The organism is Pseudarthrobacter lactosi (assembly GCF_055412785.1).
Window position 1 is genome coordinate 137,458 of sequence record NZ_JBVAYS010000005.1, and the last position, 14,115, is coordinate 151,572.

A 14,115-nucleotide genomic window follows, 5' to 3' on the forward strand; every position below is an offset into this window, starting at 1 on the left:
AGGTGACCGAGGCGCTGGACCGGCACATTCTCAGGGGCGCGATGTGGAGCGGAATCAACACGCTGCTCATGAAAATGGCCAACATCGCCGTAATGGTCGTCGTTGTCAGGATTGTCACGCCCGAGGACTTCGGAATCTTCGCCATCGCGCTTGTTGTCCATGCGGTTGTTTCCAGCATTGGCGAATTGGGTTTGTCTTCATGCATTGCTCGACGGGATCTTGAACCCGACAGGGTGGCCCCAACCGTTGCCCTCCTATCCCTGATCAGCAGTTTTGTCCTTGCCCTGACGATGGCCATCGCCGCTGAGCCGCTGGCGGCGGCTCTGGGATCCTCGGACGCGGCAGAGCCAATCCGGGTGCTGTCGTTGTGTGTTTTTCTTGGCGGAGTGTTCACTGTGCCCGGGGCGCTCCTCGTTCGGGACTTTCGCCAGGATAAAGTCCTTCTCGCCGGTGGAGTGGCGTTCCTGCCCATGAACGCCCTGCTCTTGCTCTTGGCGATGGCAGGGGATGGAGCTATGGCGTTCGCGTGGTCCCGGGTGGCCGGCCAACTCATAAGCGGCATTGTGATGGCCGTCAGTGCAAAGCGCGGCTACTGGCCAAGGTTTGATTCCCTTGAGGTGTTGCCGATCCTCCGCTTTGGCCTGCCGCTGGCTGGTGCAAATCTACTCTCGTACATTCTGTTGAATGCGGATTACGCAATCATCGCTCGTTCACTGGGCCCCGGCGAACTGGGGATCTACATGCTTGCATTTACTGTGGCTTCCTGGTCCACCTCCGTGCTAAGTACAACCATCAACAGCGTCGCAATGCCGGCATTCTCAGCGAGAGGATCGGATAGCGAAGGACTCCAACTCATGCTGAAGAGGGCGTTCGCCCTTGTGGGATCGATTGCCTTTCCCATTGGAGCGATGACCGTCGCCCTCGCCTATCCACTTATTTCGGTTCTCTATGGTGATGTGTGGCTGCCTGCTGCACCGGTGCTCTCGGTCTTGGCGGTCTACGGAGCCGTGTTTTCGGTTTCCCTGTTGATGTCAAATTTCTTGGTGGGGACTGGCAGGTCCAACTCCGTCATCGCCGTGCAAGCACTGTGGATTGCCTCCCTCGTTCCGGCCGTGACCGTCGCAGTTACCTTCTCGGGACTCATCGGCGCAGCATTCGCCCACGTTGCCGTCATCATCTTTATTGTCATTCCCGCCTACATCTTTTTTGTCCGGCGTCTCTTGCCGTCCGCGATTCTGCTCCTGGTCGCCTCCGTCCGCTGGCCACTCGCAGCGTCGGCGGTTGCGGGCGCCGGCGCCGCGTGGGTATCCGGTGCCAGTGGCCACGGGCTGATCGGTCTGCTCGCAGGTAGCCTCACAGGGGCCATCATCTACGCGGTCCTGATGCTGCCCATGGCCCGGAAGCTCCTCCCTGAGGTGCCCGGCGGGAAGATGAAGCGTTTCGGGGAAAGCTACGACAGGGCTCAGGCAATGGCGCGAAGCAAGGTCGCGGACGTAAGGAACCGACATGGAAAATGACTATGCGGCCGGAGCGCCGAAGTTGCTTTTCTTCCGCTGGACTAAACCCGGGCTGGCTCCCTTTATTACGCAACATCTGGATGCCCAGACGAGGACCCTTAGCCATTTCTTTGACGTCAAGGTGATCGATTACGACTGCGACTACGGCAAGGTCTGTGATGATTTCGAACCTGCGCTCACGGTCTTCGAATCCGGGGTTTACTCTGGCGCCCGTCGTATCACCAACACATCCTCCCGCCCTGACATCCCAAGGCTGGGTTTTCTTCATTCTGATGCCTACGACATAGCCCGGTCTGTGTTCCTCTCCGATATGGACCGCTGGGGGGTTGACCAGTTCTTCACCACGTCTGTGGTCATGGCGGAGTACACACCTGAAATCGCGGACAGGCTTTTTGTTTGGCCAAACGCCATTGATCCGCTGGTGTTCCATGACTACGGGCTCAAGAAGAACGTTCCCGTACTGTTCACGGGCAGCCAAGAGCGCCATTACCCGTGGCGGAATGCGATGAGCCGAATCCTCACTGAGCGGTACACAACCATGACCATGCCGCACTTCGGTTGGGGCGGCGGCACTCAGCGAATGGTTATGGGCGAAGACTATGCAAAATTGCTGAATGCGAGCACATTTGTGCCCGCCTGCGGCAGCATGGCAGGGGAGGTTGTGCGTAAGCAACTGGAGATTCCAGCGTCGATGGCCTGTCTGGTAACGGAGCGCACACATAGCATTGAGGCCTTTGGATTTCAGGACATGGTCAATTGCGTTTTCGCAGATTCTGGCGATGTCGTAGGGAAATTGGATTACCTGAACCAAAATTCTGACCTGCTTCTCGCGATCACCAAGGCCGGCTTTGACCTCGTTCATTCTCAGCACACGGAGGCGCATAGAAGCCAGGTCTTGGACTGGCTCACGATTCACTCCGCCGGTATGTCGGGACGGAAGTTCAGCCAAAAGACTCCTTCGAGCCCACTCAAAGTGAATTCGAATCCTGCCGGACTCGTCCCTGTTCCCCTCCGTACCCTCCGTCCCAGGGCAAGTGACAGAACACTCCTCGAGAGTGGATGGCAGCAGCTCCGATCCGGCCGGGTCGAGCGGGCTGAACAGGAATTTCTAAGATGCCTCAATTACTACTTCATCCCCGAAGCATTAACCGGACTCACCTTTGCCTCGCTGGCCAAGGGCAATGCGGAGGCAGCCCTTGAACTGGTTAACGAAGCCTTGATCGAAGTCTTGGAGGAGCGCAAGGCGGAAGACCCCGATCCTGTGCTCTGGGCGTGCTTACTGAGATCGCTCGTGTGCGCCGGAGACAATGCCAGGGCGGCCAGTGAAGCGGATCGGTTTCCGAACCTCAGGCACCCGGAGTTGGACCGCGTACGCCTGGTACTATCGGCACTTCTTCCTCACAGCCGAGACGATGTTCGTCCGGGTGGCCCATCTCGGCCATCGGTGATGCCGGCGCCGCCGTTGGCGTTCGACGCGTGGCTCCAAGAATTCGCGGCCATGCTTGACCGTTGCGGCAACCCGTGGGCTGCCAGTGCGATCCGCGAAGCATTTGGGTTCCTTGCCTCGTCGGCCGATCCGCCGAAGCATCCTCGCAAGCATGCGACTGCGCGAGGACATGTCAGGACCGTGAAGAGAGAGATCCGCATTCGGCTCCGGACCGGTCCGATGCAGCGGTTGCGTGTTGCATTGTCTCCCTACAAGCGTCGTGTTCTGTCGGACGATTGGTCAGGCCTAGTGACCTTCACTATTCGTCGTCACGAGCTGGACCGTGCACTGCTGATCGGAAGGGCTAGCCGCCGGCAGGCATCGGCCGTCGAGCTTGGTGTCCGCATGAATACGTCGCTTCCTGCACTGCAGCGAGTCGATTCCTGGGACCAGGCGTCAGAGTCCGGAATGCTGCCGCCCGCCGGATCCCGAGCGCTGGTTGTACTCAACTTTGAGCGGACTAAAGATCACGCCGCCGCCATGTCCGGGATCGGGAGATGGTTTAGGGAGACCAGTTTTGCCGGTGCGCTCATCGTCATCTACGGAACCGCGACCCTGGGAGGCTTTCGGCTGCTTTCACTCTTGGTTGAGTCCGGAAATTACGCAATGCTCGCGCACGACAACAGCGGCATGCCGGGACGGGCCATACTTCGCTCAACCGCCCTGCCACAGGGCCACCTGCCTTCCGGGAGAAACCCATGAGTCCATCCACGATCGTCTGGATCGCCGGGACGGGTTGGGATGCGGTCCCGGGAACGGACAAGAGACTGGTGGAAGCACTCCCGCCGAGCCAGCAGGTGCTGTGGATTGATCCACCCGTACGCTTCACCTTGGACGCACTCAAGTACAACCTTCAGAGACGTGGAGACGGCGGTCTGGAATCCGTCTCAGAGAATGTGCGCCGCGTGCGTGTGCGCGTTTTGCCAGGCATCACGCGTCCCGGCATCAGGCAGATCACTGGGCGGCTGCTGGACCGGGCCATACATCGGGCCTTGAAGGCCAGCGGAACGGAAGCCACGGCTGTGGTGGTCGCGTTCCCGCTGGCCAGGTTCCCACGGCACATAGCTGGCAGCAAGGTCCTCTACGTAACTGACGACTGGATTGGTGGTTCCAGGCTCATGGGCTTCTCCCGGGCCGCAGTCCGACGCACGTTGGTGTCCAACCTTGGAACGGCTGACAATGTGGCCGTTATCTCCGACGAGCTCATCCCGGGACTTTCACACCTGCACGCGGCATCAAGCACTCACCCCATGCGCCCGCCTGCGGTCTTCAGCGTGATCCCCAACGGATGCCCCGAACCGGGAACCGACCAACCGGTGAATCGGGAATTCGTGGCCGGCCTGGTGGGGCAACTGAACGAACGACTGGACCTCGACGCGCTGGAGGCTGTTCAAGCTACTGGGGTCAGGATCAAGGTCATAGGTCCGAGGACCGACCGGGATCCGGCCTTTCGTGCCAGGCTCGACTGCTTCTTGGCGGCCGAAAACGTTACATGGCTCGGACGTCTACCGGCCGCCGACGCCGCCAAAGAAGTGATTCAGTTCGGCGTGGGCCTCACCCCCTACGCGGACACAGCATTCAATCGTGCGAGCTTCCCACTAAAAACCCTGGAATACCTTGCGGCAGGCTTGGCCGTGGTCTCCACCGATATGCCTGCGGCGCGATGGTTAGACACCTATCACATAGACATTTCCCACACTCCTGAGGACTTTGCCCGGAATGTCCTGAAGGCGCTGTCGCAGCGTGATGACACACACCAGGCAAGCCTTCGGCGCAAGTTTGCTATGGCCCACACCTGGCGGGCAAGGGCCGGGAAATTCCTGCAACTTCTGATTTCCGCCCGTTGACGGCGGGCCACTACGAGGGGAGATCCAGAATGTCACAGAGCCAGCGGCCGCAGTCCCTTGCCTTGGTGACGCCGAGCTACGCCAGGGACCTCGATCTGTGCGAAGATCTTGTGGCTTCCGTACTCCGGCATACTCAGCCTGACGTCACCCACCACATCATCGTCCCTGCGTCCGACCTTGCCGCCTTTGAACGCCTGGCAGGTGACCGGACCTTTATATCCGACGTCCGGGCATATCTGCCCCGACCAATGGTAAAGATCCCCGGCGTCAACGGATGGCTGAATCTGCGTCACCCCTTCCCCCCGGTGAGGGGGTGGATGGCACAGCAGATCGTCAAACTGGCCGCTGCGGCTTCGGCAGAAGCGGACGTTGTTCTGCTCATCGATTCCGATGTGCTGCTGATCCGCGCCGTTGATGCCTCGTCGTTTTGCCCGTCAGGGAGAGTTCAACTCTTCGAAATCCCCGAGGGCGTCGACGATTCGTTGCCCCGCCACCACCTCTGGCACGCAGCCGCCCGGCGCTTGCTGGGACTTCAGCCTCACCGTGCAAGCGTCCTTCCGGATTACATTTGCTGGCCATGCGCCTGGGAACCCGAATCAGTGAGGATGATGTTGAAGAGGGTGGAATCGGTAACCGGATTGCCATGGGCTACGGCTGTGGGCAGGGAGCTTCACTTCTCGGAAATGATCCTTTACGGTGTCTTTATCAGAGAGGTGGTGGGCGCTTCTGAAGATCTGCACCTGACAAGTGAGATGCGGTGCCTCAATCATTCTGACGAAGTTGCGCTCGACGAAGCGGCGCTGCGTGGCCTCCTGGCCGGCGCGGGCCCCGATGATGTGGCCATCATGATCTCGGCAAAATCCGGAACACCTCTCGCCGTCCGGCGCGGACTATTGGCCAACTTCCTGAACGGCTGAACCGGGGCATCAACTGTCAGGAGGCGGATACCATCCGCCCTTGGCCTCATGTGTGATCCGGAGAGCCAGCGGCGTCGAGTGCCCGAAGTTACCGGTGCACCGATTCGCCGCTCCGCGCAACTACCTCCACGGGAGCATTTTGGGTGGTGCGGTCCGCCCTCCTGGGCCCAGCAGTAATGGGCGTATGGCGCCCTGCATACACGGTGACGGGGTGTGTAACGCTCGACGACGGGATCTCTGAGGCATCATGAACGCCGGCTTTTGTCCGGTCGGACATAGTGTTTTCGGCTTTCGCTTGAAGGCGCCGGTCCGAAGGCCCCGTTGGCGCACGTCTGCTCCGCATGGTCTCCAAGGAACGGGCCAACGATACTGCGCCGAACATAAGGACTGCTCCTCCGAGCAGAACCATAATGACGGAACGCAGGCGGCTGGAGAACTGCTCAGTCGCCTTGTCTGAAGGATTGACTATAAAGCTCGTAAAGAGAAAACGATCCTCCGCGCCGTTGACCTTTTGGACTGTTCGAAGGTTCTCTTCAAAAACTTTGCCCAATGCCTTGGTCGTTTCATATGCCAGCGATGCCGAGTCGCCCGTCCCGGCAATGGAAACCACGAACCCATTGCCATTGAGGCCCCTTGCTACGGAATAATCTGAGCTCAATCCTGCATCTTCCAATGTCGTGGCCATTTCATTGCTGTTCAGGCGGGCGATGAGCACCTCTGTGATAAGAGCCGGATCAGAAGACCTGAGGAATGGGTTGTCACCGTTCAGTGCACCCAATTCTGGGTGGGCATCAATCTGTTTTTCAGTGGGCAGCTTGGGATTTACCAAGGCGTAGCTCAAAGTCGACTGGTAATACCGTGGCCCAAACTGGAAGACGTAAGCGGCCGCGAGCAAGGTTACTATCAGCACCGGAATGACCACTATTTTGTGATGCCAGACGGTCCGGATGACAGTCAATGGATCCATCAGGATTCCCCTTTTCCTATTAGTAAGTTCTCATTTCGCGTCATGATCCACGCAGCGCCACTGAGTCCAACAATCAGCGGATAAGCCAATGCGAAGACAGGGAAGGACAGCGAGTCAAAGGTCAGTGAGCAAACTGTCCCCACCAACCCGCCGGCGGCGACCGCAGCAGCGAAACTTTTCAGCGCCGGAGCCTGAGCCACCCGGGCCGCCCGCAAAGCGGCGATCCCGGGAAGAGTCAAATAGGCGACCGTACCCAGCAAGCCCACTACTCCCATGGTGACTGTGGCGTTGAGATATTGGTTGTCCAGAATATGCAATGCGTTGGTTGGCGCGTAGTTGCCAGGTCCCAGTCCAAGAATCGGCCTTTCCTGAAACATCGCCTCGACCCGAGGGTAATTGTTTGTCCTGGTTGTGATCGAGGGATCTCCCTGTTCCGGCGTAAGAGCCGAAAAGATTGTGCCGATCAATCCTGGGATACTCAAGAACAGGGCGGAAACTACAATTGGAAGTATGACGAATGACCAAGCGCGGGCAACCGCTGGCATAAAGGGAATTAGCACTGCCATCGCCACCGTCATTCCCAGGACTCCCGAGCGGGAAACGGTTATTGCTATGGCAAAAACCAAGAGTGAGGTACCGGCCCAGTGGATCCATTTGCGCCCGGCTGTGTCGTAGAGTCCTCGCCAGATCGAAAGCGGCAGCAGCATCGAACACACAACTGCCAACTCGATGGGAGTAAAGGTGGTCCCTGCGACGCGTAGCAGCGGACCGCGATTCTGGAACGCGGTGTCACCGCCGTTGTTGGTGAAGCCAGGCATGACGTTCCCGATCCATTCCGTCGGGTTGACCTTCAGGAAGAACTGCACCGCTGCCACGAGGCAGCAGATCATTCCACCGGCCAGCAGGGCACGCACCAGGACCATCGCGTCGTTGATCGTGCGTAGCGTTTCTGTTGCGACGAAGATCACCGCAGTGCTGGCCAGCAGCAGGATCACCCAGCGGTCAGCGGAAGCTCGGGCCGTTTCCGTAGCGGGGCCAGTCCAGCCCGAGAACAACCCGACGTAGGATGCGGAGGTCGCCACAAGCAGCAGCGCGATGCCGACACGCCCCGGATGGCGGGCCCCCACGGGGTCATGGAGCCCAAGCAATGATGATGCGACCCATAGGACAAACAGACCCGTTGCCAACATCAGCGGAACAGTGCCGGCGGCCCCTACCGGAGCGATCACCATGTTCGACGGAACCGCGAAAATACAAAAGGCGATCATGCGCAGGAGAAGTGGCCTCCGGCCGGGCCCAGCGCTCTTCGGATCGAGGTCCGTGAGCCGCATGGACGGACCGTCGGTACCTCCAGGCCGCATTGCGGCCCATGCTGCGGCTCTACGCCCGGCGGGTTTTCTCCTCCGCCAACCAACCTGCGCTGAACCCTGATCCGGTGGCTTCACTCTGAACGGGCTTCCATGATGTCCGTGGCGGAGTTCTTCCGGCTGGAGTCCAGGATCCGGGCGGACAACTCCCTGGCTCCTCGTTCGCTGCTGAATGACGTCTCGACATGCTTACGGCATGCTCCGCTGAGCCTCACGGCCAAGCGCGGGTCAGTAAGGACATCTTGGAGCGACGCTGCCAGTTCAGCAGGGTCCCCTGGACGAACGAGGATGCCGGTGACGCCATCTTCGACCAGTTCTTTCACACCGCCCCCCGCGGTTACCACCACGGGAACTTCCATGGACATTGCCTCCATGATGGCGACTCCGAGAGGTTCAGCATGGCTTGCCAGTGCAAAGACGTGCGCGTTTGACAGTTGATCACGCACTTCCTCTTCCGGGACGGCGCCCAAAAAGGTCACTCGCCCGGACAGGCCTGCGGTTGAGACCAGCCGTTCAAGTTCATGCCTGTATCCACGCCCGCCGTCCTCGTCTTCACCGGCTATGACCAACTGGATGTCGATGCCGCCTGCCACGAGCTGTTGCACCGCACGAACAAGAACGTCATGCCCCTTGCCGATGTTCAGCCGGCCGCAACTAAAGACTCGTGCCGCGCCCTCTCCACTCCATGCCCGGTACGGCTCCGGACGTGAAAACTGCAGAAAATCCACACCCATCGGAGCCACGCCGGTGCGTGCTGCTACGTCGGGCCCCAGGGAACGACCAATTTCATTTCGGAGTACCTCTGTAATGACCGTTGCGAATTCGGCCTGCCGCCACTTTTCCGGTTGATTTGACCCATAGTCTCCGAGCGGGCCGTGGAGGGTCAGGCTGTAGCTCAGGCCGGTGACGTGATGGGCGAATAACGCTACCTGCGCGGAATCGGCGCAAGAGTGAACATGAACGTGAGTCCAGCCCCGTCGTCTGGCCAGCCCGGCCAGTTCAGCACCCATAACCAGTAGACCAAGCAGTCGCAGGAACCTCTTGACTGCGGCGGCCGGTCCCTCCGTTCTGGCGAGGTGGCGAACTTCGGTGCTGAGCTCACCCATGATGCGGCGGCCCCTTCCCTTTGCAAATGCCTGAATCAGGGTCATAACTGCCCTTGCCGCGGCCCCAGGTAACAGGGGCGACAGGTATTGCGTAGCGGATTCTGCCTCTGCTGCCCACAGCTGGGGCATCGTGTGGCTCCTGGGCCGCCGCGTAGACACAAGCTCCGGCCGCAGCCCCAACGCGCGCAGCGACATGACTTCACGCCAGAAGAACGTATGCGTCTGTCCCGGAAACTCAGGGACCAGGTAGCCGAACTTCATGGCCGCTGGCCCCTGGAGAAAACTTCATCGGGGGTCAGAATGCGGCTGCTTTCATCACGTTCCCAGCGGGTTCCAGATCCTGCCCTCGAGTGCCATCGACCGCCCACCGCGAATGCTGCATATATCACTGCATCAACTGCAGAGACCGGGCCGCGTACGGAGTAAAGCAGTTCGCGAAGGGTTTGCATTGCGGACGATCCACTTCCGGGGTGCTGTTCCGCACTTCCCCTGTACACCCTTTTCAGGGTGTGGAACAGGGCCGACGCCGAACGCGGTGTCCTTACGCGCACCGGGCCACACTCCAGAACACACTTTTCATCATTCGAGTACAGGCCGTCGATGTAGAGGTCGTCTCCGATCACACCAGGGAACTCGGAGAACCGGTCATGGCCGCGTTGGCTGATCCCATAAACGCCCGCACCCCACAGGGCCGCCGACACTCCGGGCATACGGCTTCTGGCCCGGAAATACGCACGCACAGACCACGATGCGCCGTTTGTGTCATACCGGAGGGCAGGCCGGGCAGCGAGGGGCCCGGCCTCGGAGGCGAGTTCCGCAAGCGTGTGCCGGAGCGCACCTGCCGGAAGGTCGATGTCCGCATCCAAGTAGATCCGTGGCCATCGTGTTGCGGTGCGGTCACCGGCGTTAAGGGCCGCAACCTTTGAGGCCTCCGGAACCCTGATCACGCGCACTCCGGGAAAGGATGCCGCTACTTCCTCTGTGCCGTCATTGCAGGCATTGCAGGCGACGATGACTTCAACCGTGCCGGCCCGCAAGGACGGTTCCAGGGTCGCCAGGGTACGTCCTATGACCGCCGCTTCATTATGGGCCGGGATGATGATGGCACCCGGCGGGAAATCTGTGTTCTCCGCTCGGGTGGAATACCAGGAAGCGCGAGGCAGCTCATCCCATGTCCGTGAATTCAGCACAGTCCGAAAGGCCTGCCAGTGCCCGGGCAGCCCCGCACGTGCCAGCTCTCCTGCCGCCACGATGCAACGTACCAAAGCCGCGTTTGCGGCGCCTTCATACTTTCGTGCATAGCGAATTCGGTTGACGGCCATCAGTGCGTTTAGTTCAGGCGAGTTCCCGGACCCACCACGCCGGTGGATCATTCGTGATTCCGGTTCAAACCACGCAGCCGCGCCCAGTTCGCGGGCCCGCCGGAAGAAATCCACCTCTTCGGAGTACAGGAAGAACTGCTCGTCCCACGGTCCGATCTCGGCTGCAAGGTCCGCCCTGACCATGAGGGCCGCACCGGTTGCCCAATCCACTCTATGCGGATGACGGTAACTGTTCTTATCAAAATCCATCTCGGCTAAACGTCCGGATCGGTGTCGGACCCGGCCTCCCAGCACCGCATCTCCTACAGCTCGGGACACACTGGGCTCCCGTCGGAGTGAGGGATAAGTTTCTCCGTCTTCATCCAGCAGCACGGGGACAACCACACCTGCCTCGGAGGCCTCCATCCGCTCCCGGAGGGCCTTGATGGACCCTGCTTCCACGCGAAGGTCCGGGTTGAGTACCAAGTACGAGTCAGCCGTCCCCGCCCGCGCCATCGCGGCATTGATGCCGCCGGCGTAACCCCTGTTGCCGCCGGTTGGGAAGGACACAACGTCGGTCTCCTCAGCCAACACGTCGAGCGTTTTCATGGTTGGAGAGTTATCGGCCACAACAACCTTTATCGTTTGGTCTGCCGTCTCTTGCCGCAGGCTCTGGAGCAAATCCCGCATATCCAGTTCGTTGTTGTAGGTGACGACCAGGACGGCCACGTCCGTATGGACCGAGGGGGGCGCGAACTGGCCGGGAGTTAAATGGGAGGCTGACCTCTCCTGGGCAGAATCTGTGCCGCCAACCGTCCTTATGGCCCGCACCCCGCTGTGGAGTTGCAACTGGCGGTACGCACCCGCGCCATGAAGCAGGTATCTTTTCGCGAGCCGACGTGGTTCCAAGGCAAGTCGCCAAGCCCACTCGAGTCCGCGATCCTGCACCGCGAGGGGGGCCCGCCGTACTCTCCCAGCCAGGAAATCTATCACTGCGCCGAATGCCAGGAATACCTTGGCGTCAGTCATCCCCGCATAGCGGGCGATCCACAGCTCCTGGCGCGGCTTTCCCAAGCAGACCACCAGAATGTCGATGTTGGCTTCGGCAATCTCCATGCACAAAGCGCGGCCGGCCTCGGGGTCATCAAGTGCCTCACGTTCGGGCGACCACCAGCCTGCCACCTGCAGATCAGGGCGTTCCAGCGCAAATTTCTGCTGGACCAATGTGTGGGCGTCGCTGCTTCCGCCCAGGAAACCGACCGTCAGGCCGTTGTCCGCCGCACGGTCCAGGATCGGGCCAATTAGGTCGCTTCCGGCCAGGCGCGGCCACGGTCCCCGGGTCACTTTGTTGGCGGCGCTCACAAGGGGGGCACCATCAAGAAGTGTCAACCAGTCAATGGAAGGTTGGCCTTCGAAAGTTCCGGCCCATTTGCCGCCCGCTCCGAAATGGGTGATGTGGTCAAGGTTGGCGGACAGAACGCACAGAGGTGCGGCATTGCCTATGGTCGCACGCGAAATGATCGCCCCGACGGCGTTCTCGAAGCTCATCAGATCGACAGGCGAGCCGCCCAGGGTGACAGGAACAGCCAAGCGCATAGCGTCGCTTGGTGGCAACGCGTTCCTATTGACTCCAATGTAGCTCGGCGCTGCAGGAGCTCTGCGAGCTCCTGACGGGATGAGAGTGGGAACTCCCAGTCCGAGGATCCGGCGGGGAAACACTCCTCCATGTGCAGACTTCATTTGGGCTCCATCGTCGCGGCACAACCACGCAGCGGCAGTGTTGGGGTCTGCACTCCCCTGTACTGCCTGCGGCACCGGGGTTGCCGGCACCTGACTGTCGCGTTCTCTTAGTTGCTACCGAAGTCCTGCAGCTGGCGAGACTGACAGGTCTCTCCGCAATACGGCCCGGAACCATGGACCGCATACCCACAGGGCATCCGTACTCTTCAACCGTAAGCGCGGCCCAACTGGTCCACTAGGCAATTGGAGCAGCCCTGTGGGTATCCGCAGGAGCTGTGTGGTGCGAAGAGGGAGCGGCTGGCCACGACCTAGGGTGAGCAGAGCCGCGACGTGCGAGAACCTGGTCAAGTGCTCCGGAAGCCTTACAGGGCGATCCGGTAGATGTGGTGGCTGTGTTCGAAGGCGAAGATGTCCGTGAAATTACTGTCTTTGACTTTCAGGGTCCGGCCTTCGCCCACTACCTCCACGGTGGTTCCAACAATTGAAGGTGGGAGCCGGAAAGCCCTGGCGCCCGGCTCGGTGGCCAGCGCAATCTCGGCGAACACGTATGCCGATCCATCGAGTGCCTTCAGCATCGTGTCAACCCCCGGGCCGAAGTCCCAGATGTATGACTGAGTGTTGATCACGGGAGCCAGTGAGGTGATCTTGGCATTGGACGCCCTGATCAGCTCCTTCCGCGCTTCACTGCATTCCACCAAGGAGTAGCCGCCGTTGACCCCGTCGTTGTTGTGCTGGAAAAACATGATGCCGCGGGCCTCGTGGATGATTGCCGACCAGCAGGCGCCTTCGATCTCTTCCGGACTGATGGTGCGGGCGCCGGCGTCGTCAAGGAACGGCATTCCGGTCTCCACAAACATCCAGTTCGGTTTTATCCCCGGCGGCGCCTGGTATGCGCGCATTCTGTCCACGAGCCAGCCGTAGGTAGCGGAGCGCATCGCGGGTGCGCCGGATTTCCAATGGGGAGACTGGGTGACGGCGAGGCCTACATGGGGGGAGGTATAGGCGTAGTTGTCCACACTGGCCACATCCACCACGTCCATGAAATCGTCCATGTTTCCTTGGGCCCAAAAAGAGTCGAGCACGCCCTTGGAATAATTGGCATTGATGAACCTTCCATCGTTCCGGGAGCGGAGCGCCGAGACCTGCCGTTGCATGTCGGCAAGGTTTTCGTTCGTGTCCGTACCCGCGCATCCCAAGCCAATGTCGCATTCGTCGTTGGCAAACAGGCCAACCACGTTCGGGTCATCTCCGATCTCGGCAGTGGAAAACTCGTTCTGGACGATGCAGAAGATTCCCTTTGATGTGGCATCCCGTAGCGGGGCATTGTGTTCTATCCCTTGGAAGGTGTTGATGCCGACTGACTTCAGCTGCTCGGCGTGGGCCGCTCGTCCGAAGAACACTGCCAGGGGGAAGAATGCCGGATCAGTCCACCCGGCATTCGCTGCCAGGCGGAAGTTCCGCCAGTAGTCGGGGCCGCCTTCCCACTGGATGCGCGGAAGGTCCAACAACGCTGGCTGCTCAGCCTGCGGCACAACTGCGGTCCGGGGGGTGGCCTGGTCTCCTTGGCCGTATCGGTTGGCCATCACGCCGACGGTTCCAGCGGCAACGGCCGCAGCGCCGATGCCTACGAAGAAACTCCGCCGCCGCACGGAACTTTCCGGGAAATTGTCTCGGTTCATGATGCAGTCCCTTGCTCGTTCAGTTCGCTAACGCGTCGAATAGAGTCATCCCACGCCTCTCGCGGCTAGCTCGTGGTGAAGACGACGTCGACCCAGTAGTTGGTGTTGTTCCAACTGTCGGTCGGGAATGACTGGGATCCGTACCGGTACACGCCGTTTGTCCCTTCAGTGCCGCTGGCCAGCCCGTG

10 protein-coding genes are annotated in these 14,115 nt (G+C 60.4%); 4 read left to right on the forward strand and 6 right to left on the reverse strand.

Translation table 11 applies throughout. The features are described from left to right. Nucleotides 1–2: 2 nt before the first annotated feature. The 4 genes from ACZY0Q_RS19040 to ACZY0Q_RS19055 are packed head-to-tail and all read left to right on the forward strand — an operon-like array spanning nt 3 to nt 5,767. On the forward strand, nt 3–1,517 hold the full coding sequence (locus ACZY0Q_RS19040; RefSeq protein ID WP_463919163.1) for an oligosaccharide flippase family protein: 1,515 nt from the start codon (nt 3–5) through the stop codon (nt 1,515–1,517). Beyond that, nucleotides 1,507–3,705, forward strand: coding sequence for a glycosyltransferase family protein (locus tag ACZY0Q_RS19045; RefSeq protein WP_463919164.1), 2,199 nt, complete (start codon nt 1,507–1,509; stop codon nt 3,703–3,705). The genes ACZY0Q_RS19040 and ACZY0Q_RS19045 overlap by 11 nt, the downstream gene beginning before the upstream one ends. Continuing rightward, a complete protein-coding gene (locus ACZY0Q_RS19050; protein ID WP_463919166.1) occupies nt 3,702–4,850 on the forward strand; it encodes a glycosyltransferase in 1,149 nt (382 codons plus the stop codon). Before ACZY0Q_RS19045 ends, ACZY0Q_RS19050 begins: the two co-directional genes overlap by 4 nt. A gap of 29 nt (nt 4,851–4,879) precedes the next feature. Then, complete coding sequence (locus ACZY0Q_RS19055) at nt 4,880–5,767, forward strand: DUF6492 family protein (protein WP_463919168.1); 888 nt, start codon at nt 4,880–4,882, stop codon at nt 5,765–5,767. 88 nt (nt 5,768–5,855) lie between these two features. On the opposite strand, the gene ACZY0Q_RS19060 is transcribed toward ACZY0Q_RS19055, so the two are convergent. The 6 genes from ACZY0Q_RS19060 to ACZY0Q_RS19085 form a co-directional block, all read right to left on the reverse strand. Continuing rightward, nucleotides 5,856–6,734 carry a chain-length determining protein gene (locus ACZY0Q_RS19060; protein WP_463919169.1) on the reverse strand — a complete coding sequence of 293 codons (879 nt, stop codon included), beginning with the start codon at nt 6,732–6,734 and terminating at the stop codon, nt 5,856–5,858. Beyond that, complete coding sequence (locus tag ACZY0Q_RS19065) at nt 6,734–8,065, reverse strand: O-antigen ligase family protein (RefSeq protein WP_463919171.1); 1,332 nt, start codon at nt 8,063–8,065, stop codon at nt 6,734–6,736. The genes ACZY0Q_RS19060 and ACZY0Q_RS19065 overlap by 1 nt, the downstream gene beginning before the upstream one ends. Nucleotides 8,066–8,175: 110 nt before the next feature. Further along, the gene (gene epsE, locus ACZY0Q_RS19070) at nt 8,176–9,468 is read right to left on the reverse strand and encodes an exopolysaccharide biosynthesis GT4 family glycosyltransferase EpsE (RefSeq protein ID WP_463919172.1); all 1,293 of its coding nucleotides are present in this window, start codon (nt 9,466–9,468) and stop codon (nt 8,176–8,178) included. Beyond that, entirely contained in the window at nt 9,465–12,104 is a 2,640-nt protein-coding gene (locus ACZY0Q_RS19075) for a WecB/TagA/CpsF family glycosyltransferase (protein WP_463919174.1), read from the reverse strand. Before ACZY0Q_RS19075 ends, epsE begins: the two co-directional genes overlap by 4 nt. Before the next feature lie 506 nt (nt 12,105–12,610). Continuing rightward, nucleotides 12,611–13,927 (reverse strand): hypothetical protein, encoded by a 1,317-nt coding sequence (locus ACZY0Q_RS19080; protein ID WP_463919176.1) that lies wholly within the window; start codon nt 13,925–13,927, stop codon nt 12,611–12,613. 65 nt (nt 13,928–13,992) lie between these two features. Then, nucleotides 13,993–14,109 (reverse strand): DUF4082 domain-containing protein, encoded by a 117-nt coding sequence (locus tag ACZY0Q_RS19085; RefSeq protein ID WP_463919179.1) that lies wholly within the window; start codon nt 14,107–14,109, stop codon nt 13,993–13,995. Nucleotides 14,110–14,115: the final 6 nt, after the last annotated feature.